This window comes from Microbacterium aurum, assembly GCF_016907815.1.
Lineage (GTDB): Bacteria > Actinomycetota > Actinomycetes > Actinomycetales > Microbacteriaceae > Microbacterium > Microbacterium aurum.
Genome location: NZ_JAFBCQ010000001.1, coordinates 1596014 through 1622149, shown reverse-complemented (window position 1 = coordinate 1622149; position 26136 = coordinate 1596014). Strand labels below are relative to the sequence as shown.

Genomic DNA, 26136 nt, shown 5'->3' with positions numbered 1-26136 from the left:
CAGTGGTACCGTATCTGGTACGACTTACCTGAGGGGCCAGCATGTCGGCGATCACTGCGAGCGAAGCGCGAAAGAGCCTGTTCGGACTCATCCAACAGGTCAACGATGACCACACGACTGTCGAGGTCGTGTCCCGCAGAGGCAACGCGGTGATCATGTCGAAGGACGACTACGACGCGCTCACCGAGACGGCGTACCTCCTCCGCACCCCCGCGAACGCGGAGCGGCTGCTCCAGGCCGTCGAGCGTGCACGTCGCGGCGAGTTCGAACGGCACGACCTCCTCGACGCGTGACGCGGGCGCTCGTCTTCGACCCGAACGGGTGGGAGGACTACGTGTACTGGCAGACGCAGGACCGCAAGACCGTGCGGCGAGTCAATGCGCTGATCGCGGACATCCTCCGCGACCCGTTCGACGGCATCGGCAAGCCCGAACCGCTTCGTCACGTCCTCGCCGGCGCCTGGTCTCGCCGCATCGATGACAAGAACCGACTCGTCTACTACGTCACGGAGGAGCACATCGTGATCCTGCAGACGAGAGACCACTACTGACGCCCCGACAGACCAGCATGACCGACACGGCGTAGCATCCGACCATGGCCATCGCACTGGAGAACGTCGGCATCGCCGTCCGCGACATCGAAGAGGCGATCGCCTTCTTCACAGACCTCGGACTGAGCGTGGTCGGCCGCGATGAGATCAGTGGCGCGTGGGCCGACACCGCCGTCGGGCTCGACGGCAATCACGCGCAGTAGTGCGCAGGATTCGGCCCATCTCACCCGCGTCGTGCTGCTCGGCGCAAGCGGATCGCTCCGACGAAGCCCAGGATGAGGAATGTGGTCGCCACCAGCAGAGACCATCGAGTTCCGTCGGCGAAGCCCTCGGCCAGGGCGTTCGCGGTGCCGACGGGATCTGCGACGGCGCTCGGGGCTGCTGTCGCGCGCAGCTGAGCGATCGTCGTTCCCGCGGATTCTCGTGTCGCCTCCGCGAGCTGATCAGCCGTCGTGCCGGTGACGCCGGCGTCAGCGAGGGCGACCGGCAACGTGAGGGCGAGCGAGACGGAGAGCGCGGCACCGGCGAAGGCGGTGCCGAGCGCTGATCCGACCTGCCGCACGGTGCTCTGCGTCGCAGATCCTTGTCCGGAGACCTCGACGGGCACGTCCCTCAGAACGGTGCCGGTGAGCTGCGCGGACGCGAGGCCCAAGCCCAGCCCGTAGACGACGAGCGGAACCGCGACCAGCCATCCCGGCGTCGTGCCCGTGATCATCAGCGCGAGGACGAGTACGCCGACGACCTCGAGACCGAGCCCGATCAGAACCGTACCCGGGGGGCCGAACCGCGCGGCGAGATGCCGAGCGGATGCGCCGGAGAGGAAGGCTCCGATCGCCATGGCCGCGAGAACGAGTCCGGCAGACATCACGCTGAGGCCGAGCGCGTTGATGAGGTACAGGGGCAGCACGAAGATGATCGCGAACTCGCCGACGGCCACCATCGCCGCCGTGAGGTTTCCCCACGAGAACGTCGGGAGGAAGAACAGCCGCGGGTCCAGCAGCGCGGATCGACGGACCGTCTCGCGGTGCCGCTCCCACATCACGAAGAGAACGAGGGCGACAGTCGCGATGGCGAATGCGACCGGGACGGCCGAGATGGCGGCATCCGAAGGCCACACCCAGCCGAAGATCTTGAGTTCGGATCTCGGCGTCCACCAGCCCAGGTCAGGACCTTCGATGACGGCGAAGACGAGCGCGCCGAGTCCGATCGCCGCGAGGAGCGCGCCGTCGACGTCGGCACCGGGTCGGTGCTGCACGCCGCGAGTGGCGGGCACGGCGAGGATGCCGGCGACGAAGATGAGGATGCCGAGGGGCACATTCACGAGGAAGATCCAGTGCCACGACGCCCACTGCGTCAACGCGCCACCCGCGAGCGGGCCGACCGCCGCCGCACCCGAGATCACCGCACCCCACACGCCGAAGGCCGCAGCACGGTAGCGGCCCCGGAAGACGGCGTTCACCGTCGACAGCGTGGACGGCATGATCATTGCGGCGCCCACCGCCTGCACAGCGCGCGCGGCGATGAGGGGACCAGCGGCATCCGCCATCGCCGCGAGAATGCTGCCACCCACGAAGACGACGATGCCTGCGAGGAAGAGGTTCTTGCGCCCCCAGCGGTCGGCGAGCTTGCCGGTGGACAGGAGAAGCGCCGCGAGAACCACCGCGTACAGGCTGTTGACCCACTGCGCGTCGGTGAGGTCGAGGTGGAGGTCCGCGATGATGTCGGGGAGAGCGACGCCGACGATCGTGCCGTCGAGAACGATGACGCCGAGCCCGATCGACAGCACCGTCAGTGCGAGCCATTCCCGGCGCGTCGGGGGCGTGTCGATCGGGGCTTCGGTCGTCGTCATGACGCGGGTGCGAGTGCGGGTTCGGCGGATGCGTCCGCCTGCACACGGGCGTGCGTCAGGGCGCGACCGAGGGCAAGGAACAGAAGAACCATCGCGGCAGTGAGGAGGATGTGCCCGGTGCCGGCGATCCCCGCGATCATCTTGCTCGACTCCTGACCGAGGACAGTGAGGATCCCGTGCCAGATGAGCATGGCGGATGTGAGAACGACGCCCGCGTTGTACAGCCAGAAGAACCAGCCGAACATCTTGCTGCGGGAGAGCGTGAACTGCTTCTCGAGGACGAGCACGATCAGCAGCACGATGAAACCGAGCGTGAGCAGATGCGTGTGCGCGAGCCCGAGCTGCGTGGATTGCCCCTCAGGGAAGTCGTTGAGTTTCGTGAACTCGCGATAGAACAGGCCGGAGAGCACTCCGGCGACCATGTAGGTGAACGAGGCGATGTACAGGCGACGCATGGGATTCCTTTCGACGTCACCATCCACGTTCGCAATCATCGGAGCGTCCGGGATCATCCGAACGGTTGAGATGGACGCCGCCCGATCGCGGTCAGAGTAACCCGCCCTCGCGCGCCACCGCCACCGCCCGCGACCGACTGTCGACACCGAGTTTGTCGAACAGGTGCACGAGGTGGGTCTTCACGGTGGCCTCGGTGACGAACAGCGTCTTCGCGATCTCGCGGTTGGAGGCACCGGTCTCGAGGAGGCCGAGCACCTCGATCTCACGGTCGGTCAGGCGCACCCGCGGCGCGCGCATGACCTGCACCATGCGGGCGGTCAGCTCTGGCGAAAGCACGATCTCCCCCGCCGCCGCCCGGCGGATCGCGGAGGTGATCTCCTCGGATCGAGCATCCTTCAGCAGATAGCCGGCGGCGCCGGCCTCCACCGCACGGAGAATCTCGACGTCCCGGTCGAAGGTCGTGAGGATCACGACGGCGGGAGCAGGGTCCAGCGCCCGGAGTCGGCGGGTCGTCTCCACCCCGTCGATACCGTCGCCGAGACGAAGGTCGCACAGGACGACGTCGGGTCGCACGTGGCGGGCCAGGGTGAGGGCCTCCTCGCCCGTCGCGGCCTCACCGACGACCTCCACCGGTCCGTCCAGGGGGAACAGCGACCGCATGCCCGCGCGGACGATGGGATGGTCGTCGACGACGATCAGGCGCAGGTGCGGCCGCGGATCGAGCGGCCGGGCTGCCGGTGCGGCGGTCATCGGGGTGCTCCGTTCGCTGTGATCGGCAGCGACGCCGACAGGGCGACGCCGTCGCCCGGCGTGCTCTCGATGTCGAGGTCGCCGCCGAGTTCGCGCAGTCGCGCGCGCATCGCCCGCAGTCCATAACCCGTCCCGTCGGTACGGCGCGCGGCGTGCGCGTCCCACCCGGTGGCGTCGAACCCGATGCCGTCGTCGGCGATGTCGAGGCGGACCGTGTCACCGGCATCCGTCATCGTCACGACCACACGCCGCGCCGCCGCGTGCGCACGGACGTTCGCGAGGGCGGACTGGACCGTGCGCAGGAGCGCGACCTCCGCGCCCATGGGGATCGCCGGCAGCGCCTCGTCGATGTGCAGATCGGTGCGGATGCCCGTCTCTTCCTCGAGGCGCGCGAGCATGCGCCGGAGCGCATCGCCGAACGCGGAGCCCTCCAGTTCCGCCGGAGCCATCGCGTTCGCGATGCGCCGGACGTCGACGAGGCCCTCGTGTGCCAGCTGCACGATCTGGCCGAGCGCGGTCGCCATCTCCCGCGCCGAGGCGGACTCCGCGCCGCGGGCGATCATTCCGATCGACGACAGCGACTGCGCGACGGTGTCATGGATGTCGCGGGAAAGGCGGGTGCGCTCCATCCCGGCGCCTGATTCCCGCTGCGTCCGAGCGAGCTCGTCCTGCAGTTGAGCTGTCTCCTCCTGGGCCGCGACGAGCGAGGCGATGAGACGCCTGCGCTCTCGGCCGTCGCGGACGAGCTCGAGGTAGCCGCGCGCGATGCCGAAGGCGAAGACGCCGCCCACGACGGGACCGACCACGTTGGCATAGCTCGTCGTGCCGGAGTGGAGGAGCGGTGCGCTGATCACGACCGCGAGGATGGTGACGCTGAAAGCGATCGCCCACGGCAAGCGCAGGACGAACCCGGCGAGCAGCCACAGCGGGAACGCGAGCCACACGAACTCTGCCGAGATCGCGACCGCGCCGGCCCAGATGAGCGACAGTCCGCCGAGCCACCACGTCGCCAGCACGGGGTCGCGCGTGCGAGCGCCGAGGACGAGACCGCCGACGTACCAGCCCGTGAAGACGAGCGCGATCGAGAGGACCCACGCGAGGGGAACGCCGTCGGCAGCTGCGCGGATGGCGGCGACGACGAGAAGCACCGTCGTGATCGCGGTCTGCCCGAGCCGGATTGCCCAGCTCACGCTGCCGCCCGGGCGGCCACGTCGGGACGTGTCACGTCCGCGCGCGCGATGCGGGGTCGGGTTCACTGTCGGTGACGACATGATCCGATTCTCCCGGGTCGACCGGTTCGGCGCCTGCCCCGGGCCCGTTCGGCCACCACATGCGGTCGCCGAGCACCGAGAAAAGCGCAGGGACGACGAGGGTGCGGACGACGAGGGTGTCGACGAGCACGCCGATGCCGACGATGAGGCCAATCTGCCCGAGCGTGACGAGCGGAAGGAGGCCGAGCGCTGCGAAGACCCCGGCGAGGACGATTCCCGCGCTCGTGATCACCCCACCCGTCGTCGCGAGGGCGGTCACCATGCCTTCGCGCGTGCCGACCATCCGCGCTTCGGCGCGTGCGCGATGCACGAGGAAGATCGTGTAGTCGACCCCGAGGGCGACGAGGAACAGGAACGCCAGGAGCGGCACCTGCAGGTCCAGCGCGTTCCAACCGAACAGGATGCGTCCGAGCCAGGTCCCCGCCCCGATCGCCGCGAGAGCGCTGAGAGCGTTGACCGCGAGAAGGAGGAGCGGAGCGACGACCGCACGCAGGAGCACCGTCAAGATGAGGAAGGTCACCAGCAGGATGAGCGGCGCGATCAGAAGGAGATCGCGGACGTTGCCGTTCCGGGCATCCAGATCCGCCGCACCCTGACCGCCCACGAGGGCGTCTGCGTCGGACACGGCGTGCACGGCCTCTCGCAGGTCGACCACAACCGCACGGCTGTCGGGCGTTCCCGGCGACGGTCCACCCACGACGGACAACCGGACGAGGTGGCCGTCGACGCTCGTCGCCGAGACGCTGACCCGGGCGACACCGGGAACGCCTTCGGCTTCCGCCACCACGTCGTCGACCTTCGCCGCATTCGCCACGATGGTGAACGGCTGCGCCTGGCCCGCGTCGAAGTGCTCGGCGAGCACCGTCAGTCCGGCGGCCGCCTCCGATGGAACGCGGAACTTCTCCGCCTGGCTGAGACCGACCGACACCCCGAACGCTCCGGTGGCCATCATCGCGAGGAGCGCGACACCGCCGACCAGCGGCGCCCACGGTTGTTGCACGACGTACCGCGCGACCGTCCGCCAGACACGGCCCCGACTCGCGGTCGCGTCGCCGGCGCGCGGGACGAAGGGCCAGAAGATGCCCCGGCCGCACACGGCGAGGGCCGGTGTCAGCACCAGCAGCACGGCGGCGAGTGCGATGACGAGACCGACGGCGCAAGCGACGCCGAGACCGCGAGTGCCGGGGATGACGGCAAGGACGAGGGTCAGGAGGGACAGGACGACGGTGAGGTTGGATGCCAGGACCGCAGGGAGCGTCGCCCGCCACGCGCCCGCGAGCGCGCGACGGTGGTCGGGCTCCGCAGCGAGAGCTTCCCGGTAGCGGGAGATCAGCAGCAGCGCGTAGTTCGTGCCGGCGCCGAACACGAGGACACTCACGATACCGGTGTCGAACTGCAGGCTGAGGGTGCTCCCGAGCGCTGCGGTCACCTTGCTCGCGGCCTGATCGGCGAGGGCGACGACCACCAGCGGGACGAGCCAGAGCACCGGCGAGCGGTAGGTGAAGATGAGCAGCACCGCGACGATCCCGATCGTCACGAGCAGAAGCGTGACGTCGGCGCCGTCGAAGGCGGATGCCACGTCGACGCCGAACGTCGGGCCACCGGTGACCTGCAGGGCGAGACCGCCCACACCGTTGTCTGCGACGACGCCGCGGAGTTCGTCGACGAGCGCACGGTCGGCCGCCGGCTCGTCGCCGCTGATGGGAGCCGTCACCTGCACGACGGCGGCGCGGCCGTCGTGGCTCGGAAACGGGCCGAGCACGCGCGCGTCGTCCACCCCGGTCAACGCCTCGGCGAGGCTGGTGAGACCGTCGGTCTGAGTCGCCGTGAGCGCGCCGCCGTCGGTCGCAGACGCAACGACGAGAAGTGTCCGGTCATCGGCATCCGGAAACTCGTCGGCGAGCGCGGCAACTCGCGCCGCTTCGGAATCGGGAGGCGCGATCTGGCTGTCTGCGGTCATCGTCGCGCGACCGAACGCTGCGGTGAGCCCGACGAGCACCAGGATCCCGATGATGAGCGACACCCAGGCGCCGCGGCGGGACGTCAGGGCACGGGAGAGAGAGGACGAGACTGAACGCACCTGACCAGTTCAGTCGCCGCCGCGTCATTCGCCATGACCCGTCGAGTCGAGCGGCGTCTCCATCGAAAGATGGACGTCGGGATCGACCACACCTCGCGGCGGCAGTCCGGCTTCAGTTCAGCTGAAGGATTACTACACTGGCGTCATGCTTCCTCTCGCCATCGTGATCATCACCGCCGCGCTCGTCTTCTACAGCGTCGGCGTATGGGCCGAACGAATCCAGCGCACGCTAAAGTGGTGGCACGCGGGCATGTTCGCGATCGGTCTTGCGTGCGACACGACCGGCACGATCCTCATGACCCGGATCGCGGCGGACCAGCGGGCGGCGGGGATCGCGCAGAACGCAGCCGGCACGCTCATGGCGTGGACTGGCACCGCGGCGATAATCCTGATGGCTGTTCACCTCGTGTGGGCGATGGTTGTGCTCGTGCGCGACCGCGAGAACGAGAAGCGCGCCTTCCACCGGTTCAGCATCATCGTCTGGGCGATCTGGCTGATCCCCTACATCGCGGGCGCCGCGAGCGCCATGGTCGGCTGACGTCCTCGCTTCCCGATTCGCCCTGACGGACCGGATCGGACGTCGCATGTCGATTCTTCTGCGAGCAATGCGCTGGACGTCCGTGTATGTGCGGAGTCGTCTCCCGTGAGGCGATGTCGCCTGTATGGCATACGCTCACGATTGATGAGCACGATCGCGACCGAACCCGACCTCGACTTTTGGCGGGTTGCTTCCGAGCTCACGATCACCCCTACCGGTGACGATCTCAGCTCGCGCGCTGGTCGGAGGCGGCTATGAAGCGCCCTGGGTCTGATGGAGACTCGCGCTATTTGATTCCGAACAGCAGATTGTGGTCGTTGGGGACAGCATAGAACGAGGTCTCGAACTCGGCGGGCGGGACGTCGCCGAGGTAGCCGTGGAGGCGCTGCGTGTTGTGCCAGTGCACCCAGCCGAGGGTCGCGAGCTCGAGGTCTTCGACTGTCTTCCATGGCCCGGATCGAGCGGGTCCGCGGACGAGTTCGGCCTTGTAGTAGCCGTTCACCGTCTCTGCCAGCGCCTTATCATAGCTGTCTCCGACGGTCCCGATCGAGGGCGTGGCACCGATCTCCGCAAGTCGTTCGCCGTAGCGAATCGACGCGAATTGAGACCCCGCGTCGCTGTGACACCTCAAATCCTCGTGTCGGGCGCCGCGTGAGCAGCGGGCCATCTCGATCGCGTCGAGGACCATCTCGGTCCGCATATGCGACGCGACCCGCCAGCCGACGATCATCCGCGAGAACACGTCAACGATGAAGCACACATACGCGACACCGGCCCACGTGGGAACGAACGTCAGGTCCGTCACCCAGAGCCGGTTCGGCGCCTCGGCGGTGAACTCCCGCTTCACCAGATCCGGGTGCCGCGCCGACGCCGGATCCGGCCGCGTCGTCTTCACCCGCTTCGACCGTCTGGCGCCCTCGATCCCGGCGACCCGCATCAACCTGGCGGTCTGGTCCCGGCCGATCATGATGCCGGCGCGCCGGGCGGCTTTCCAGAGCTTGCGGACCCCGTAGACACGGTAGTCGGTCTCCCACAGCTCGACCAGCTACGGGACCAGCTCCTCGCCCCGCCGGGTGCGAGCCGAGGGGGCGCGGGTCTAGGCGGCGTAGTAGCTGCTCGGAGCCACCTGCAGCAGTCTGCAGATGAGCTCGACCCCGAGCCGGCGACCATCGACCAGGTCGTCCTTATTCGCGTCGATGAACGCGACTACTTCCGGTAGTGGCGGTCAAGCTCCGCCCCGAAGAAAGACGCCGCACGTTTGAGCACCTCGTTGGCCCGCCGCAGCTCCCGGCTCTCCTGCTCCAACTCACGAACCCGCTGCGCCTCCGCCGAACTCACACCCGGCGTGACGCCGTCGACGACGTCGGCCTGCTTCACCCACACCCGCACGGACTCGACCCCGTATCCGAGCTGCGTCGCGACCCGCTGGACCGTCCCTTGCGTGACGCCAAGCTCGGCACGCAGCGTCCTCACCATCCGCACTGCGGCGGCCTTCTCCTCGACCGAGTAGCGACGCGTCGTCGGCTTCCCATTCTCGGCACAACCCCATCCTCGTTTCCAAGGTCAGCAGCCTCCAACAAACTCAGGGCGCTTCAAATGTCGCCATACTGATGGGCTTTGAAGCTCCCGCGCAGCAGATCCGCGATCGACCAGATGAACGTGGCGTGGTTGTTGCTCAAGACTTGCTACCCCTCATCAGCGCGTGACGCAATCCTAATTCGCGGCGCACGCTGTGCTCTCCGCGGTAACCCCAGATCCGCTCCGGGGGCGCTACGCTTCTGCCCACCGATCAGAGACAGGAGGCGGCGACTGTGAGCCGCGGCGCCAATCAGCCCAGCGTGGGCAACTACAACCAGGCGGTCATTCTGGAACAGATCCGCCGCGCGGGGGCCATGAGTCGGGTCGAATTGGCGTCGATAACAGGACTGTCGGCGCAGACGGTGTCGAACATCTGCCAGCGGATGATCGAAGCCGGCATCATTGCCGAAGGTACGCGTTCGACCACCACCTCGGGGCGCGGAAAACCTCCCACCCCACTCCTACTCGTCGGCGATAGTCGTTTTGCTGTCGGGGTTCATGTGGATCCGAGCGTGATTTCAACCGTGCTGCTCGCGCTGGACGGAACGGTGATCACGCACCGCCGCCACCCAGCGCCTACCGCCGGTGAGCCCGCGAAGACGGTTCGACTCATCAGTCGCCAGGTCGAACGCGTACTGGCGACCGCCGCCGTCGATCGGGAGCGGGTCGTCGGCGTCGGGATCGCGGCCCCAGGTCCGATTGACATCGAACGCGGCGTCATCGTCGATCCACCGAACTTGGGTGCGTGGCATCGAGTCCCGCTGCAGAGGTCGGTCAGCGAGTCCACCGGGCTGCCTGTCGTGCTCGACAAAGACGTCACGGCCGCGGCCGTCGCCGAGCGGTGGCTCTCACCAACGATCAGGGATCTCAACTTCGCGTTTCTCTACCTCGGCACCGGCCTCGGCTTGGGTCTGGTGATCTCCGGCGAGGTCGTCCGAGGCGGGTCCGGGAATGCCGGAGAGATCGGGCACATCGTGGTCGACCCCGCCGGCCCACCCTGCTCCTGCGGACAGCGCGGCTGCGTGGCTGTCACATGCACGCCGGCCGCGCTTGTCGGCGAAGCCGAGAGACTGTCGGTGCTGCCGAGGTCACGGGTCGGCAGCGATCCGCGCAGTGTCGATGACGCTCTCTCCGAAATCGTGTCTCTCGCGCGGCGCGGGAACGCCCTCGCCTCCGACATCCTTGAGCGCGTGGGCGAGCGCATCTCGCGCATGATCACCGTGGTGTGCAACCTGCTTGATGTCGATCGTGTCGTGGTCGGCGGCCCCCTCTGGGCGAGACTCTCGCCCTGGCTCGAGAGTCAGATCCCGCTTGCGCTGACCACCCGACTGGTGGCGCACGGCATCCACGATGTCGAAGTCGTGGGCACGACCCTCGGCGCGAACGTCGGTGCGATCGGCGCCGCCTGCCTCGTGCTCGACGACACCCTGAGCCCGAAGACGGACTCGCTGCTGTTGTCGTAAGCACCCCCTTGACATAATTTACTCCATTCGCTTGGCTTAATGGAGCCAAGGCGCGCGGGGTGCGCCTTGCACCAAGCATGTGAGCAAAGGAGCGACATGAAACTCAGAGCAGCAGTCCCCGTGATCGCCACGGCAGTCCTCGCCACCCTCACCCTCGGCGCTTGCACCGCCGGAGAGACTGATTCCGACGGCGACACCACGGTCACGGTCGTCTATTCGAAGACCGACTCGTTCACCGTTCTCGACACACTTCTGAACACGGCGAAGAGTGAGTTCGAGGCGGCCCATGACGGCGTCACGATCGACCTCGAACCGATCACCGCGACCGACGACGACTACAAGACGCGACTCCAGTTGTCTCTCGGGTCGGCCGACACCGCACCCGATGTGTTCTACGAAGACACGTTTAACGTGCGCTCGGATGTCGAGGCTGGCTACCTCCTCAACCTCGACGATCACCTCGCCGAGTGGGACGATTGGGCGAAGTTCGACGAGGGTGCGAAGAAGGCTGGCCAAGGAGAGGATGGCAGCATCTACGCGCTCCCGCTCGGAACGGACACCCGCGTCATCTGGTACAACAAGCACGTCCTGGAAGCGGCGGACGTCTCGGTCCCGTGGCAACCCGCGACGTGGAAGGACATCCTCGATGTCGCCGCAAAGATTAAGTCGACTCAGCCGGACGTCGTCCCCTTCAATATGTACGCGGGCACCGGAACCGGTGAAGGCACGGTGATGCAGAGCTTCTACGAGCTGCTCTACGGCACAGGGGACGGCGTGGGGCTGTACGACGACGCGAGCGGCAAGTGGGTCGTGGAGTCGCAGGGCTTCATCGACTCGCTCACCTTCCTCAAGACGCTCTACGACGAGGGCTACGCAGTGAGCCCCGACAAGGCGCTCGATCCCAATATCTGGCAGGCGGTGTTCGGGGAAATGTTCCCGAAGGATACGCTCGGCGGCACTGTGGAAGGGTCCTACACGCCTTCGTTCTGGGCGAAGGGCGGATCCTACGAATGGCCGGAGTACGGCGACGTCATGGGTGTGGCACTGTTCCCGACGCAGAATGGGCAGGGCGACGGTGCTGTCTCGATGTCCGGCGGATGGACGCTCGCCGCATCGGCTCACACCAAGGTGCCCGACCTGGCGTTCGAGTTCATGGCCACTGTCCTGAATGAGAAGAACTCGCTCTGGTACGCCATCAACAATGCGCAGATCGCAGTGCGAACGGATGTCGCAGCTGAGTCGAGCTACCTGGAGGCGAACCCGTTCGTCGGGGATGTGTCCGCGGCGGTTGCGGTGACACATTTCCGGCCGGCCAACAGCGACTATCCGCAGATCTCCGTTGCCGCTCAGAAGGCCACTGAGGCGGTGATCACGGGGCAGTCCACACCGCAAGAAGCTGCCGCACAGTACGACGCGGACGTGCGTCAGATCGTCGGCGACGACAAGGTCGTTGCGGGGTAGCCCGAATGTCCGTCCTCACGATGGAGTCGTCCGCGGCGCCGCAACGCCGACGCCGCGGACGTGGCGACCGCGCCACGCCGATGCGGGCACTTCCGATTCTTCCTGCGGTGCTCCTCCTGCTGGTCTTCTTGGCCGGCCCCATTGTCTGGGCGCTTCTCGGGTCGCTCAGTGATCGCGCACTGACCGGTCCCGGCGCCGCGAACCCACAGTTCGTCGGGCTGGACAACTACGCGCGGCTGTTCGCCGACCCCGTGCTGCCGCTGTCGATCGGGATCACGGTCGCGTTTGTGGTCGGATCAGCGATCGTCGGTCAGAACGTCGTGGGAATGCTGCTCGCTGTGCTCTTTCGCGTCGGCAGCCGGGGGCTCAGCGGAGTGGTCGGCGTTCTCGTCGTAACGGCATGGGTGCTGCCGGAGATCGTCGCCGCTTTCGTTAGCTACGCGTTCCTGTCCGCCGACGGCACCCTCAACGCGCTGCTCGCGGGCGTGGGCATCGAGGGACCCAACTGGCTGTACTCGCTACCGCTGCTGTCGATCATCCTCGCCAATACGTGGCGAGGGACGGCCTTCTCTATGATGATCTACCGCGCAGCGCTCGACGATGTGCCACCAGAAGTGACCGAGTCGGCCATGCTCGACGGTGCCGGCGCTTGGCAGCGGCTGCGGTTCATCACGTTGCCGATGATCAAGAGCACCATCTTCACGAACCTCCTGCTCACGACCTTGCAGACTCTCTCCGTCTTTACCCTGATCTGGGTGATGACAAAGGGCGGCCCCGGGAAGCTCTCGACGACGCTCCCCGTCTTCGCGTATACAGAGGCCTTCTCCTTCGGCGACATCGGCTACGGGAACGCCATCGCCGTGGTCATGCTCCTGTTGGGCGCCGTCTTCTCGGTCGGCTACGTGCTGTCCCTACGCCGAAGCGGTGACCGGGAATGACGGTCACGAGCATGGCTTCTCCACGCCGCAGCGCCGGCCGGCTCTGGGCGAACGTCACCTTGGTTGTGGTCGGAGCAGTCTTCACCCTCCCGCTGGCCTGGGTGGTCCTGGCATCGATCGACCCGGCCGCCAGCTATCAGGTGAAGCTTCCCACCCAGCCCACATTCGACAACTTCACCGCAGTGCTCACACCGAGCCTGACTCTTATCCCACTGTTGAACAGCCTGCTGCTGTCGACCGGAGCCGGCGTGGTCACGGTGGTCCTCTCGGTCCTGGCTGCCTATCCGCTCTCCCGCTATCGCTCCCGCCTGAACGGACCTTTCCTGTACGGCATCCTGTTCGCGAGCTGCCTCCCCATCACCGCGATTATGGTGCCCGTATACAGCCTGTTCGTGCAGCTTCGGCTGATCAACCAGCCCTGGGCGGTGGCGCTGTTCCTGGCGGCCAGCTCCCTGCCGATGGCGCTGTGGATGACCAAGAACTTCATGGACTCAGTGCCGACGAGCCTGGAAGAAGCCGCGTGGGTGGACGGCGCTAGCGCAATGAAGGCACTCGCGACCATCGTCGTCCCCCTTATGCGCCCCGCCCTCAGCGTTGTCTTCGTTTTCGTGTTCCTGCAGGCCTGGGGAAACTTCTTTGTGCCCTTCGTCCTGCTCTACTCACCGGAGTGGCAGCCCGCCGCCGTGTCCATCTACTCCTTCTTCGGCCAGTACGGAACTGTCGCGTACGGCCGCCTCGCCGCCTACTCACTCCTGTACTCCGTCCCGGTCCTGGGGCTCTACCTCCTGGTCACCCGCGGGCTGGGCGGCACATTCGCCCTGTCCGGCGCGGTGAAAGGCTGATCGGAAGGCCACACATGCACAACAACGACGTTCTGTCCCTCCAGCGCATCGATCGGCTGTTCCGCGACCGCATCGGCCCGCACCTCTACCGAGCGATCGCCCCCGTCGAGATCACCGCTTGGGAGGTTCCCGGTGAGCCGACGCCGTTCTCTGCCGCCGTGGACAACACCTTCGCACCGATCTCCCCGGGGGCGCGCTGGGGGCGCCCCTGGGGGACCGTCTGGTTCCACGTGACCGGACAGGTTCCCGCGGCCTGGCGGGAGCTGCCGGGTACCGCCGTCGAGCTGGTCGTCGATCTGGGGTTCGATGAGTCCGCACCGGGATTCCAAGCCGAAGCGCTGGTGTTCCACCCGGACGGTTCGATCGTCAAGGCGATCGAACCGCGCAACGCAACTGTCCCCCTGCCCGACGACTCCATCGACCTCTACATCGAAGCGGCCAGCAATCCCAGCGTCGCCGGTACCTTCACCTTCGCCCCCACACCATTGGGAGATCCCGCCACAGCGGGGACCGAGCCGATCTACCGCCTTGACCGCATGGAGGTGGGGCTGCGCGATCTGAACGTGTGGGAGCTCGCCCAGGACGTATGGACGTTGCGCGGACTCGTCGATGAACTCGAACCAGATCGCACGCGACACGCTCGCGTCATCGCCGCGCTCGGCCGCGCCGTCGACGCGCTCGACCCGGACGACGTCGCCGGCACGGCGCCGGCCGCGCGCTCCGAACTGGCCGCGGTGCTTGCGGCACCGGCATCCGCGACGTCTCACACGGTCACGGCGGTCGGGCATGCGCACATCGACTCCGCTTGGCTGTGGCCGATCCGCGAGACCGTCCGTAAGGTCGCGCGAACCTTCTCGAACGTCCTCGATCTCGCCGCGCGCGAGCCCGACTTCGTCTTCACGGCCTCGTCCGCACAGCAGTACGCCTGGATCAAGGACCACTACCCTGAGCTCTTCGACCGGATCCGTGCCGCCGTGCGGGGCGGACAGTTCGTCCCAGCCGGCGGTATGTGGGTTGAGTCCGACACCAACATGCCGGGCTCAGAGGCGCTCGCCCGCCAGTTCATCGAGGGGAAGCGGTTTTTCATCGAGGAGTTCGGGGTGGAACCGCTCGACGTGTGGCTGCCCGACTCCTTCGGTTACTCGGCGGCGTTGCCCCAGATCATCGGCGCGGCAGGATCGCGCTGGTTCCTGACGCAGAAGATCTCGTGGAACGAAACGAATCGGATGCCGCATCACACGTTCCTCTGGGAGGGGATCGACGGGACCCGCGTGTTCACCCACTTTCCACCTGTCGACACCTACAACGCGGAACTCTCCGCCGCTGAGCTTGCCCGCGCTGAGCGGCAGTTCGCCGAGAAGGCGGCGGCATCCCACTCCCTCGTGCCCTTCGGCTGGGGAGACGGTGGTGGCGGCCCCACCCGCGAGATGATCGCGGCCGCTCGCCGGACGGCCAACCTGGAGGGGTCCCCGCGCGTGCGTCTCGGGTCGCCCGAACGGTTCTTCACGGACGCCGAAGCCGAGTACCCGTCCCCTCCGGTGTGGGAAGGGGAGCTGTATCTCGAGTATCACCGCGGCGCCTACAGTGCGCAGGCGCGCACGAAGCGCGGCAATCGGCGCAGTGAGCATCTCCTGCGCGCCGCAGAGCTGTGGTGCACTCTCGCCACGGTGCATCGCGGTGACCCATACCCGTACGACGACCTGGGTCGACTCTGGCGGACGGTGCTCCTCCACCAATTCCACGACATCCTGCCGGGCACCTCGATCGCCTGGGTGCATCAGGAGGCCGAGCGCACCTATGCGCAGGTAGAACACGACCTCAGCGCGCTCATCACCGCGGCGCTGGACACGCTCACCGGCGAGGGCGCGCTCACGCTGACCGCCAACGCGGCGCCCGTCGCCATCGCCGGAGCGCCAGCACTCTCTGTATCGCACACCGCGGTGGACGAAGACCTGCTGTGGCAGCACGTAGGCGACGGATGGGAGGTTCAGCACGCGCGGACCAACTGGCGCATCGACGGGACGGGACGGGTCACACGGATCCGCGACAAGGTGTCCGAGCGCGAACTGGTCCTTCCGGGCGGTGTCACCGCCGCGCTGCAACTCGTCCGGGACACCCCGCGAGAGTGGGACGCGTGGAACATCGACTCAGAAGACCGGACGCTCGTCACAGAGCTCGTGGATGTCGATGACATCACCGTCGAAGGAGCGGAGCTCGTCGTCCGTCGAACCGTAGGTGCAAGCCGCGTTCGGCAGACCTTCCGCATCGACGTCACGACCGGCGCACTCGACATCACGGTCGACGTCGACTGGCGGGAGCGGCAGAAGATGCTCAAGCTCGCTTTCCCGCTCGCTCTGCGCGCGGGTTCAGCCGAATCGGAGATCCAGTTCGGGCACCTGTCCCGTCCGGTGCACGGGAACACGTCTTGGGATGCCGCGCGATTCGAAACGGTGGCACACCGTTGGATCCGTTTGCGCGAAGGCGACTACGGCGTCGCTATCGCCAACGACGCCAGCTACGGACACGACGTGTATCGCGACGGCGGGAGCGACGGCGGCGGTCAGACCGTGGCGCGCGTGACACTTGTCCGCGCGCCTCTGTTCCCCGACCCCAAGGCCGACCAAGGGTCACACACGTTTCGTGTGAGCGTGCTCCCCGCCGCGTCGATACCGGACGCCATAGACGCCGGATTCCGCCTGAATCTTCCGCTGATGCCGGTGCGGGGATCAGCTACTGTCGCAGCCGCGATCACGAGCGATGACTCGGGAGTTGTGATCGAGGCTGTGAAGCTCGCCGACGATCGCTCCGGGGACGTGATCGTGCGGCTCTACGAAGCCTGTGGTTCGCACCGCACAGCTGTGCTCACCCCCGGCTTCGAATGGCTCGACGCGGTGCGAACGGACCTGCTGGAGCGGGAGCTCAGCGACACAACTCCACTACGCCAGGGCGACGGTATCCACCTAACGCTGCGTGCGTTCGAGCTCGTGACCCTCCGCGTTCGCCGCCCGTAAGCGTGACAGGGCCCGATGCGCCCACTAGCCCCTCGTGTCGGGCTGGGGTGGTTCGGTCTGTGCGACGAAGCACCGCCGTACTCGTTGGCGAATCGCTGAAACCACATGCGGATGCGCGCCCGGTCACCATAGACGTGCCACCGTGGGGTGCTGGACTCGAAGGTCAGCCAGAACTCGTCGCCAACATAGGCGAAGCCAAGCTCCGCTGCGTAGACAACGAAGGGCAACCAGTTGCCGCGCCAGTTCTTCTGATCAAAGCCGAGGGCAACCTCGGCGGGTAGGCGCAGCAGAGGAGCCTATGTCTCATTAGCTCCAGGGTTGGAGGTGTTCGTCCTGCGCGCCGAGCCCGACCTGGAGGATCAGAGCCAGCATCCGGACGACTGAACCGCGTTAGATGGCGGTCGCCGATCGCTCGCAGACGGCGGGGCTACATGACGTGCACGTTGGTGAGAAGCACCGTTCCGTCAGCGCTGATCTCAAACTCGACGCTGAGATCGCTCGGCGACTCGTCAACCGTCCACAACGGCGCCGCGCCATAGCAGGAGCCGTCTTCGCGAACCAGGAAGTCGGTGAATGGGTGATCCCAGATTGACTCCGGCTGACGCACGAGCGAAGTTCCTCGCGTCCCGTATCGCCGTACCCAGTACAGCAGCTCGGGTCTTTCCCCGGCTACCAGCGCATCCAGCTCGTGCCGCACGGCCGGGCGAACTGCCCTCGGAATCGCAGCCATAGTCAATCCTTACGGTCGACGCGTCCGATGAGCGAAAGCGCGTCCGTGACGCGCACCGCGTCTCTCGACGGCACGTCGGCGAGATCACGCGCCCCCGAAAGGCACCGCCCGGCCGCGGCTTCGGATGCCCCTCGCTCACCGCAAGGCAAGCCGGGCGAGCACGCGATGCGCGTCGGATGCCGCAACATCACGACGCCGGTAGCCCCAACGCCACAGACCGACCGGCTGGAGCGCGGTCGTCAGCGGCGCGATGACCGCGGCACCGGAACGACGGTCGACCATGCCGCCGTCCGCCTGAACGTAGCCGAGGTCGCTCAGGATCCACGCGGCATGCTCCTCGGCATCATCACGTGTGCTCACCGATCCGTCGGCCAGCGCGATCGCGACGCTGACGCAGGCGGCGCGCTCGACATCCGTCATCCGCTGGCGCAGCAGCATCCGCCCGACGTGCTCGCCGAGCAGGGCAGGGTTCCCGATCGCCGGACGGACGCGGGCCACGACCTCGAGACGGCCTTTCACCTTGCGGATGAGACGCAGCCGTTCCGCGGCTTCCCGGAGGTGGCGCATCGGGATCGTGAGGTCTTCGCGGTTCGCCTCGCCGATCCACTCGTCGCGCCACCCAAGCTCCGTCATCCCTTCGAGAACGGCGGCCGGCGGCATCCACCCTGCTTTCGTCAGCGTCAGACCGTCCGCGCCGATCCGGTCGATCAGCCACGCGTACGGGCGGATGATCTCGGCGACCACGTCGGGAAGAGGCTCACTCGTCAGGAGGTCCGTGCGGCGCAGGTGGCGGCGCAACTCGGAGCGAGATCCCGGCCACAGCCACGCGGCGAACGTCGCCACGGGCGCGTCGGCGGCAAGCTTGGGCGCGTCGCTCACCAGTCCCGACAGGTCGTCGACGCCGTCGCCGAAGAGGATGCCGAGTTCGGCGTTGGCACCGTCGAGGTCGGCGTCGTCAGGGTCTGTGCTCCCCCACGGTCCGACCGCTGATCGGACCCACCTCGCCGTCGAGGCATGGTCGGGGTGGGCGGGCTGGGCGAGGATCTCAAGGGTCTCCGAGTACCCGGTGATGCCACCGCAATCTTCGAACGGCGCGCGTCGCTCGCCGATCACCAGGCTCGCACGTGGTTCTCCGGGCCGCGCGTTGTCGCGGTCGATGAGCTCGATGCGGTGCACCCAGTCGTCGCCCAGGTCGTAGACGTACCAGAGCGGCCCGCCATCGCGCATCGCGTCGCCGATCGTCGTGTCGGCCTCGTCCTCCTCGCCCTCGACCTCGCCCTCGATGTCGCTCTCGGCCAGCGACCACGCGTCGGTCCACGCGCGAGGCCGGCGTCCGATGCGCGGGATGCCGTTCTCCCGCGCCCACGGATCGCCGTCGCTGAAGCGGTGAAGGTGCGAGCTCCGCCAGGCGAACACCTCTTGCAGAACGCGGTGCAGGTCGGCGAGCGACAGGCTCTCGTCGACGTCGACTGTCCGCCAGATCTCCGGCTCGATCCCCTGGATCGTCACACGGAGGCGGAGCATGCGGCGGCGCGGCGTGGGCATGGGATCCACCGTATCGACCCGGCAATACCGCCCGCGTCACCGACCGGGCCCCCGCATCCCGCTACTCTGCTGATCAGCATCAACCGACACTGAAGGACCGATTCGTGACCCCCCGACGAATCCGTGTCGCCGGCGTGCGTGGCGACTTTCTGACGCCCCGCGGCTGGCCCACGCCCACCGACCGCTGGATCCGCGCGAACACCTTCTGGCAGCCGCCGGAGGGCTGGACACCGGTGCCCGGGCTGAGGCCTGCGCCGAAGGGCTGGCGGTTCTGGACGACCAACAAGACGTGGGACATTGCGGCGCGCAAGTATTACGCGCCGCTGCAGGGGTGGATGCGGTCGTTCAACATCGCCAGCTTCGCCGCCACGGCGACGTTCGTCACGGCTTTCCTCGCGCATCTTCCCGTGCTCAGGGTGGCGGGCGTCGCCTTCGCATTGCTCGCGTTGGCGTGCCTCATCGTGCACGAGGTGAAGAAGCGACGCATGACGACGGAGCTGCTGACCCACGTGACGGCGGGCGCTGAGCGCGCGCGGAACGAGCGGTTGGCGCGCGAGTATCAGCGATACCTCGTGGATGCCTCGTGACACTCGACGAGGCGCGGGAGACCCTCGGCGTGGACCGCGGTGCGAGCGTGGCCGAGATCCGGGACGCGTTCCGTCGGCGCGCTCGCGAAGTGCATCCGGATCGGCATCCGTCGGAGACTGAGGCTCGCCGCCGACAGCTCGGCCGCGAGTTCGACCTCGCTCGCCAGGCACACGACATCCTCGTGAAGTTCACGAGCGACGCCGCACGCGGCACGTCGCCCGCCGGCGGGACGACGACGCGCTCTGATGCCCCGCCGCGCACCACTCCGACGACCGCGCCGGGCGGCGACCAACCCCGCACGGCGACCGCTCCCTCACCTCAGCGCGAGCGCGCCCGCCCTCGCACGAGCGAGTCCCGTCCACGCTCAGAGGCGCCGCGCGTCACGATCCGCTTCGAAGACTTCGTGAGGGCGTCGGATGCCGAGGGCTTCGGCCCCGGAAAGCGCACGCGCCGCTGGATCGATTGGCCACGCGTCGTCGCGTGGTCCACGGTCGGCGCGCTGGTTGCGCTGATCGTCGGCAGCACCTACGTCGCCGTCTACGTGCTGTAACTGGCAGACGAGAAAGCAGCGACGCACCGTCCGCAGCGATCTCAGCGCGCACTAAAGGTGTCGCGTCGAATCCATCCGCTGGTGAAGGATGCGAATGACATCGGCGCCGTAGTCAGCATCCCGCTACTTCGCCTTGTTCCGAATCTGCATGCCGCCGCCCGGACGGGGCTCTATGACGAACAGCCCGATCGCCTTCACGAGGTCGGAGAGCTTGGCGTAGCCCCAGTTGCGGGAATCGAAGTCGGGCTGCTGCTTACGCATGAGAGAGCCGACAACTGCCAGGTTCGCCCAGCCGTCCTCGCCGGATGCTGTTGTGATGCATGTGCGCAGGCCTGACACGAGCTTGGTGTCTTGACGGAGTTCCGGCGTTGGCTTGCGCGCCGGAGCCGCCACGGTCGGCTCGGCCTGAGGCTCCTGCAGAACGTCGAGATACGTGAACGTATCGCACGCGTTGCGAAACGCCGCCGGCGTCTTGCGCTCTCCGAACCCGTGCACCGTGACGCCCTCCTCGCGGATGCGCGTCGCGAGCCGGGTGAAGTCGCTGTCGGACGAGACGATGCAGAATCCGCTGAACCTACGCGTGTAGAGCAGATCCATCGCGTCGATGATCAGCGCGCTGTCCGTCGCATTCTTGCCGACGGTGTTCGCGAACTGCTGCACTGGCTGGATGACATGCTCGCTGGCCGCTTGCTTCCACGTGCTCAGCTGCGTGTTCGTCCAATCGCCGTAGATGCGCTTGACCGATGCCGTGCCGAAGCGGGCGACCTCCGAGAGCACCGCGTCGATCTTGGACGCCGAGACGTTGTCGGCGTCGATCAGAACCGCAAGCAGGTCAGCGGGTTGGGTCATTGGTCAAGCATGGCAGGGAGAGAGCGAGCGGCCGGACGTTACTGCTGGAGGTTCTTGCGCATCTCCTGGTAGGAGCCGGTGTCGAGCACCTCGCCGGTCGCGTCGTCGACGAAGCTCACCACCACATCGATATCGTCCGCACCGACTCCGTTGAACTGCTGGAACAGGGCACCCTGCAGATAGAAGCCAAGCGCGAGCAGACTCTGGAGCATGCCGTAGCGGGCCCCATCGACGGAGACGGTGAACGATGTCATCGCCTCGTCGAAATCGACGGCGGTCACAGCGTTCGTCTCATCCGCGACCAGGTCGTCCGCGGTATCCCGGGCCGACGACCGCATCTGCTCCAGCATCTCCGCTTGCTGCGCCGGTGTCATCGAGTACACGACCGTGTCGCCGTCGACAGTCGCCGCGATGCCCTTCTCGCGCGCGGCGGCGACGATCTGCTCGTCTGTGAGCGCGTCGTCCTGATCAAACAGGGAGCGCGCGATGCGGACATCAACGGTCGTGACGGCTTCTTCGACCTCAATCGCCGGAGCCGAGGACGAGGCCCCAGCGGGGCTCTGCACGGTGGCGGCGGAGCAGCCGCCCAGCGCGAGCGCGGCCACCGCAATGAACGACAGAACGACGAGACGACTATTCACAGAACTCCCCAGATGATCACGTCGGCGAACCCGCCCCATCGAGACTATGGGAGACCGGGGACACAGGATCGGCACCGAGTCGGGGTCCGGTCGATCAGTGCGAGTTAGGCTGTGCCGCCACCTCGACGCGGTACCACTCGTCGAGGATCGTGACGAGCGACTCCGCCAGCACGTCGATCTGCTCCAACGGCATCCGTTGGGATGCCGGGCCGACGATCCAGTCGATGTAGCCGGTGGTCAGCCACCTCTCGCTGTCTGCGAAGTGGTGGTCAACGATCGCGAGTTTGCGGGCGTGTGCGCGCCCGTTCTTGGTCTTCGGGTTGACGTGCGCGGAGCTCGGACGCCGGGTGCTGAGATGCAGCTCTTCGACCCGGTCACCGATGACTTCGGTCTGCAACCGCCGCACGGCGTCGACCCACGGCGGTGTGGCACGAGCGTCCCGCGGATAGCTCTTGTTGTCGGCGCGCACGCTGATTCCCACGCTGAAGCGCAGGGGCACCGGCTCACCCGCGGGCGGCATGGCACGCTGAGCGACTTGAAGCACGGCGCGGAGCTGTTCGCCGGCGAACTCTGGCGAGTAGAAGTTGATCGCCGGCATCCCCGAGCCGCCCCGATTACTGTCAATGCGCCACCCGTCGCCGAGCCGCTGTCGGGCCGGATCGATCAGCTGCCGCAGGCGCGCTTCGACCACACTCTTGCCGGCGCGTGCAGCCTGGACCTCTGCGAGTGTGAGGCGGGAATCGGGGAAACATGAGAGCGCCTCGCGCCAGGTCATGACGCTGACGCGATCCCTGTTCGCCACCCACTCTGGAGCGTGCGACCGGTCCAGCAGCAGCACGACGAGCTGGTCCGCGACACTCAGCTCGCGGGCGACCTGATCCTCGGTCAGCGTGTGGTCGAACTTGGCCTCGATGCCGATGACATAGTCGGGGTCCGCGAATGTGAGTGCGACGTCGATCTTCTGATCGCCGTGCTCTGCGCTGACATCGACGAATCGCCCGACCTGACGGTCGCCGATGATGAGCGACAAGGCAGCGACGAAACGCGTGTGATCGTGGCGGATCTCGGCGGCGAGCGCGCGAGTCGCCAGGGGCTCCGTCGTGTAGATGAGCGAGGCAGTCACGCGCTCATCCTGCCACCTGACGGACCCGGCAGCGGGGCAGGCGAGCGAGCACATTGTGATCGAGCGCGGACGCGTGCGCCGGGCGCAACACGCCGCCGGGCTCATCCCCGCTCGAACAGCTCCGCCGGCCTCCCCCTGCCCTCCGCGCGCACGCGGCCGGTGGCGCGCAAGTGCGGCAGCATCGCGCGTCGGAACGTGTCAGGCACGAGCGACTCCCCCAGCACGGCCTCGTGAAGGAGCCGGAGCTGGCGGATCGTGAAGGGCGACTCCAGCAGATCCGCGGGGTCCGGCGCAGTGAGGTAATCGGCGCGCACGGCATCCACGGCGAACCCGACGATCTCGCGATGGTCGTACTTCAGCGCGGGCAATCGGCTGATCGGCGTCAACCGCAGATTCTCGGATGCCGGGAGCCGCTCCACCCGGACGACGTCGACGTGCGCGACAGAGAGCACCCATCCGCGATCATCGCGCGCAGGCGAGTCGAACACGTGCAGCTGGCGGGGCCGCAGCCCACTGATGCCGGCCTTGGCGCGCAACGAGCGCATGACCGCATCCCGCAGCCGCTCCCCCTCATGCAGAAAGGTCCCCGGCAATCGCCACTCGGCTCGATCGCCCTGCGCGCGAACGAGGACAGCGGCGAGCCCTCCCTCGACGACGGTCAGAACCGCGGTGTCGACCGCGACGGACGGGCGCGGGTAATCTTCGAGTCGCCTGCCAGTGCTGTCGGGCCGCATGTCCACGACCTCAATTTAGCGCACTATTGCGCAATGTCGGAGCCCCACGCCATACTCCATTTAGATCGAACGCGAGCTAAATGGAGATGATCGATATGGGCGATGAGATCAGGGGAACGGTTCCCTGCCAACTGTTCGGGGGGCCGCTCGACGGCGCTAAGTACGGTGACCTCCCCGATATCGGGAAGCCGTTCACGAACTCGTCCCTGAGTCTGCCTCTGGGGCAGCCCGCCGACGAGCACCCGCACGCCGTGTACACGTACCACGGCTCCGCCCCGGTGAACGGCATGTGGCAGTTCTTCTACGAGCGGACCGAGTACCCCGCCGTCGACGAGGTGACGCAGAAGATCCTTGCCCTACCGGAGACGCCGACGGGAACCGAGCTGTCGACCGCCCCGTTCGATGGATCCGCGCAGACCGTACTCGCACGCGGTCTCGCCCAGCTCGCTCACCGCGGGCAGGTCGACCGCGACGGCGCACCGTTCATCGCGCATGTGGCCCGCGTGGCCGCCCGCTTCGATCCGACCGCCTACCCGCTCGCGCACGCGGCGGCCTGGCTGCACGATGTCGGAGCGCACCGGCGCCTGAGCTCGGCAGAGCTCGAGGCCGCCGGCATCCATCACGCCATCGTGCACGTCGTCGACCTGCTCACGCGCGGCAGGGGCATGGACGACCCGCAGTACTACGAGCGAATCCTGAGCAACCCGCTCGCTCGTGCCATCAAGCTCGCCGACCTCGACGACCGCTCGCGACGCGACCGGCTCGACGCCGTCGACACCGACACCCGCGATCGACTTCAGCGACGCTACCGTCGCGCGCGCCGACTCCTCACCCCGCAGAAAGCAGGCAACTGATGCACCTCTCCGCACAGCAACTCGATCGCGCCGTCGGCGCCGTCCTCGCTTCCGCCGCCGGCGATGCCCTCGGCTCACAGTACGAGTTCGGGCCGGCGCTGTCTGACAGTCTCACGCCGCAGTTCGGCATCGGATGCTTCGGTCACGCCCTCGGCGAATGGACCGATGACACCAGCATGGCGATGCCGATCCTCCGCGTGCTCGCGCGAGGTGGCACTATCGAAGACCGCGGGTCGATCGTCGAGATCGTCGCCGCTTGGAAGGATTGGTCGCGCACGGCGAAGGACGTCGGCACGCAGACGCGCGCCGTACTCAGTCGGCTCGACGAGGGGGCAGATGAGGATGCCGCGCGTTCCGCCGCCGAGTCGGCGCATGACCGGGCGGGCCGCAGCGGTGGCAACGGGTCGCTCATGCGCACCGGTCCGGTGGCCCTCGGCTACCTCGACCGCTCGCCGGAGGAAGTCGCGGCGGCCGCAGGCAGGATCGCGCAGCTGACCCATTGGGAGGTCGACAACGTCGACGCGTGCGCGCTCTGGTGTCTGGCGATCCGACATGCGATCCTCACTGGCAAGTACGACGTGCGCGCCCAGCTGCGGTGGTTGCCCGCGGAACGCCGCGACCGCTGGGAGCGCCTCATCGACGAAGCGACCGCAGACGGCGTACACCCGCGCGACTTCCAGTCGGGCAACGGGTGGGTCGTTCGGGCGTTTCAGGCAGCCCTCGCGGCGATTGCAGGCGCCACGTCGCTGCGTGATGCACTCGAGCGCGCGGTCCGCGGTGGTGGCGACACCGACACGGTCGCGGCGATCGCGGGGTCGCTCGCCGGCGCGGTGTGGGGCGGTTCTGCCTTGCCGCTGTCATTCAAGCGTCGCCTGCACGGGTGGCCCGGGTTCGACGCGAACGAGTTGACGCGACTCGCCTGCCTCGCCGCTCGGCACGGACGGCCCGACCGCGAGGGCTGGCCGGCGGCCGATCGGGCGACGGTGTACGCCCACAGCGACTACCTGTATCAGCATCCGCACGACGACGGTGCCTGGATCGGATCGCTCGCCGCGCTCGATCGCCTGCCCGCCGAGATCGACGCTGTCGTTTCGCTGTGCCGGGTCGGACGCGCTCAGGTCCCCGCGAGGTGCGAGAGCGTACAGGTGTGGCTGGTCGACCAGGAGGGGCGGAACGACAATCTCGATCTCGTGCTGACGGAGGCATCCGATGTCGTCGCCGCGCTTCGCGCCGAGGGCAAGCGCGTGTTCCTCCACTGCGCCGAGGGGCGCAGCCGAACGGCCGCGGTGTCCGCGCTGTACGGCGCACGGCATCGCGGCGTACCACTGGATCAGGCGTGGAGGGATGTGCGCGACACGCTGCCCGCGTTCGCGCCGGAGCCGTTCCTCCGTAGCGCGGTCGAGCGTCTGGCGCGTCGTGCAGCGGCGGTCGACGCTGGATGAGAGGATCGCGGCGTGACGATGAGTACGGATGCCGCGGAACTGTTCGCGCCGTGGGACATGCCCGTCGATAGCTGGCAGAAGCTGCAGACCTCGATCATCGAGCTGACGAGTATGTACGCGAGCGGGGCGTTCGTCTGGCGCGGTCAGTCAGACGCTGCGTGGGGGCTGCACAGCGCGCTGTCGCGGACGCTCGCTGACGTCATCGGTCGGCACCCACGGAGAGCGAACTGGTCGCGGGTCAAACCGGTTGCTGCGCTGTACGTTTCGAGCGCTTCGACGCCCGTCGGGCAGGG

General features: G+C 67.5%; 23 protein-coding genes and 2 pseudogenes. 13 read left to right on the top strand and 12 right to left on the bottom strand.

What is annotated here, in order from left to right:
• The first annotated feature begins 41 nt into the window (after positions 1-41).
• The 3 genes and pseudogenes from JOD60_RS08130 to JOD60_RS08120 all read left to right on the top strand — a co-directional run.
• Positions 42-293, top strand: coding sequence for a type II toxin-antitoxin system Phd/YefM family antitoxin (locus JOD60_RS08130; protein WP_076690166.1), 252 nt, complete (start codon positions 42-44; stop codon positions 291-293).
• Positions 290-550 (top strand): Txe/YoeB family addiction module toxin, encoded by a 261-nt coding sequence (locus JOD60_RS08125; protein ID WP_076690165.1) that lies wholly within the window; start codon positions 290-292, stop codon positions 548-550. Before JOD60_RS08130 ends, JOD60_RS08125 begins: the two co-directional genes overlap by 4 nt.
• Positions 551-594: 44 nt before the next feature.
• Positions 595-750 (top strand): annotated as a pseudogene (locus tag JOD60_RS08120) (VOC family protein); the annotation flags it as partial.
• 23 nt (positions 751-773) lie between these two features.
• Here JOD60_RS08120 and JOD60_RS08115 read toward each other — a convergent pair.
• The 5 genes from JOD60_RS08115 to JOD60_RS08095 all read right to left on the bottom strand — a co-directional run bounded on the left by JOD60_RS08115 (position 774) and on the right by JOD60_RS08095 (position 6899).
• Positions 774-2399 carry an MFS transporter gene (locus tag JOD60_RS08115; protein ID WP_076690164.1) on the bottom strand — a complete coding sequence of 542 codons (1626 nt, stop codon included), beginning with the start codon at positions 2397-2399 and terminating at the stop codon, positions 774-776.
• A complete protein-coding gene (locus JOD60_RS08110; protein ID WP_076690163.1) occupies positions 2396-2854 on the bottom strand; it encodes a DUF2871 domain-containing protein in 459 nt (152 codons plus the stop codon). The genes JOD60_RS08115 and JOD60_RS08110 overlap by 4 nt, the downstream gene beginning before the upstream one ends.
• Positions 2855-2945: 91 nt before the next feature.
• Positions 2946-3605 carry a response regulator gene (locus tag JOD60_RS08105; RefSeq protein WP_076690162.1) on the bottom strand — a complete coding sequence of 220 codons (660 nt, stop codon included), beginning with the start codon at positions 3603-3605 and terminating at the stop codon, positions 2946-2948.
• The gene (locus JOD60_RS17195; protein WP_232321726.1) at positions 3602-4795 is read right to left on the bottom strand and encodes a sensor histidine kinase; all 1194 of its coding nucleotides are present in this window, start codon (positions 4793-4795) and stop codon (positions 3602-3604) included. The genes JOD60_RS08105 and JOD60_RS17195 overlap by 4 nt, the downstream gene beginning before the upstream one ends.
• A gap of 31 nt (positions 4796-4826) precedes the next feature.
• Complete coding sequence (locus JOD60_RS08095) at positions 4827-6899, bottom strand: MMPL family transporter (protein WP_307823849.1); 2073 nt, start codon at positions 6897-6899, stop codon at positions 4827-4829.
• A gap of 202 nt (positions 6900-7101) precedes the next feature.
• Here JOD60_RS08095 and JOD60_RS08090 point away from each other — a divergent pair, with 202 nt between their 5' ends.
• Positions 7102-7494, top strand: a complete 393-nt coding sequence (locus JOD60_RS08090; protein ID WP_076690160.1) for an HsmA family protein — start codon at positions 7102-7104, stop codon at positions 7492-7494.
• Between the two features lie 286 nt (positions 7495-7780).
• Here JOD60_RS08090 and JOD60_RS08085 read toward each other — a convergent pair.
• Positions 7781-9027, bottom strand: a pseudogene (locus JOD60_RS08085) (IS3 family transposase); the annotation flags it as partial.
• A 278-nt stretch (positions 9028-9305) separates the two neighbouring features.
• On the opposite strand from JOD60_RS08085, the gene JOD60_RS08080 reads away from it, so the two are divergent.
• From JOD60_RS08080 to JOD60_RS08060, 5 genes are all read left to right on the top strand, one after another.
• A complete protein-coding gene (locus tag JOD60_RS08080; protein ID WP_232321725.1) occupies positions 9306-10535 on the top strand; it encodes an ROK family transcriptional regulator in 1230 nt (409 codons plus the stop codon).
• Positions 10536-10631: 96 nt separating this feature from the next.
• Positions 10632-11996, top strand: coding sequence for an extracellular solute-binding protein (locus tag JOD60_RS08075; RefSeq protein ID WP_076690157.1), 1365 nt, complete (start codon positions 10632-10634; stop codon positions 11994-11996).
• Between the two features lie 20 nt (positions 11997-12016).
• Complete coding sequence (locus JOD60_RS08070) at positions 12017-12934, top strand: carbohydrate ABC transporter permease (protein WP_076692120.1); 918 nt, start codon at positions 12017-12019, stop codon at positions 12932-12934.
• Positions 12935-12945: 11 nt separating this feature from the next.
• Positions 12946-13776 carry a carbohydrate ABC transporter permease gene (locus tag JOD60_RS08065; RefSeq protein ID WP_232321724.1) on the top strand — a complete coding sequence of 277 codons (831 nt, stop codon included), beginning with the start codon at positions 12946-12948 and terminating at the stop codon, positions 13774-13776.
• Between the two features lie 14 nt (positions 13777-13790).
• A complete protein-coding gene (locus JOD60_RS08060; protein WP_076690155.1) occupies positions 13791-16787 on the top strand; it encodes an alpha-mannosidase in 2997 nt (998 codons plus the stop codon).
• A 427-nt stretch (positions 16788-17214) separates the two neighbouring features.
• On the opposite strand, the gene JOD60_RS08055 is transcribed toward JOD60_RS08060, so the two are convergent.
• Entirely contained in the window at positions 17215-17517 is a 303-nt protein-coding gene (locus JOD60_RS08055; RefSeq protein ID WP_157127899.1) for a DUF7668 domain-containing protein, read from the bottom strand.
• A 135-nt stretch (positions 17518-17652) separates the two neighbouring features.
• Positions 17653-19062 carry a plasmid pRiA4b ORF-3 family protein gene (locus tag JOD60_RS08050; RefSeq protein WP_076690153.1) on the bottom strand — a complete coding sequence of 470 codons (1410 nt, stop codon included), beginning with the start codon at positions 19060-19062 and terminating at the stop codon, positions 17653-17655.
• Between the two features lie 104 nt (positions 19063-19166).
• On the opposite strand from JOD60_RS08050, the gene JOD60_RS08045 reads away from it, so the two are divergent.
• Complete coding sequence (locus tag JOD60_RS08045) at positions 19167-19649, top strand: hypothetical protein (RefSeq protein ID WP_157127898.1); 483 nt, start codon at positions 19167-19169, stop codon at positions 19647-19649.
• Positions 19646-20200 carry a J domain-containing protein gene (locus JOD60_RS08040; protein WP_076690151.1) on the top strand — a complete coding sequence of 185 codons (555 nt, stop codon included), beginning with the start codon at positions 19646-19648 and terminating at the stop codon, positions 20198-20200. Before JOD60_RS08045 ends, JOD60_RS08040 begins: the two co-directional genes overlap by 4 nt.
• Before the next feature lie 123 nt (positions 20201-20323).
• On the opposite strand, the gene JOD60_RS08035 is transcribed toward JOD60_RS08040, so the two are convergent.
• From JOD60_RS08035 to JOD60_RS08020, 4 genes are all read right to left on the bottom strand, one after another.
• Complete coding sequence (locus JOD60_RS08035; protein ID WP_076690150.1) at positions 20324-21049, bottom strand: NYN domain-containing protein; 726 nt, start codon at positions 21047-21049, stop codon at positions 20324-20326.
• Positions 21050-21087: 38 nt separating this feature from the next.
• A complete protein-coding gene (locus JOD60_RS08030; RefSeq protein ID WP_157127897.1) occupies positions 21088-21729 on the bottom strand; it encodes a hypothetical protein in 642 nt (213 codons plus the stop codon).
• A 55-nt stretch (positions 21730-21784) separates the two neighbouring features.
• Positions 21785-22813: a hypothetical protein gene (locus JOD60_RS08025; protein WP_076690148.1), complete on the bottom strand. Its 1029-nt coding sequence runs from the start codon at positions 22811-22813 to the stop codon at positions 21785-21787.
• Between the two features lie 101 nt (positions 22814-22914).
• Complete coding sequence (locus JOD60_RS08020; RefSeq protein WP_076692119.1) at positions 22915-23547, bottom strand: NUDIX hydrolase; 633 nt, start codon at positions 23545-23547, stop codon at positions 22915-22917.
• A gap of 80 nt (positions 23548-23627) precedes the next feature.
• Here JOD60_RS08020 and JOD60_RS08015 point away from each other — a divergent pair, with 80 nt between their 5' ends.
• Positions 23628-24401: a hypothetical protein gene (locus JOD60_RS08015; protein ID WP_084201938.1), complete on the top strand. Its 774-nt coding sequence runs from the start codon at positions 23628-23630 to the stop codon at positions 24399-24401.
• Positions 24401-25843, top strand: a complete 1443-nt coding sequence (locus JOD60_RS08010; protein ID WP_076690147.1) for an ADP-ribosylglycohydrolase family protein — start codon at positions 24401-24403, stop codon at positions 25841-25843. The genes JOD60_RS08015 and JOD60_RS08010 overlap by 1 nt, the downstream gene beginning before the upstream one ends.
• The last annotated feature ends 293 nt before the right edge of the window (positions 25844-26136 follow it).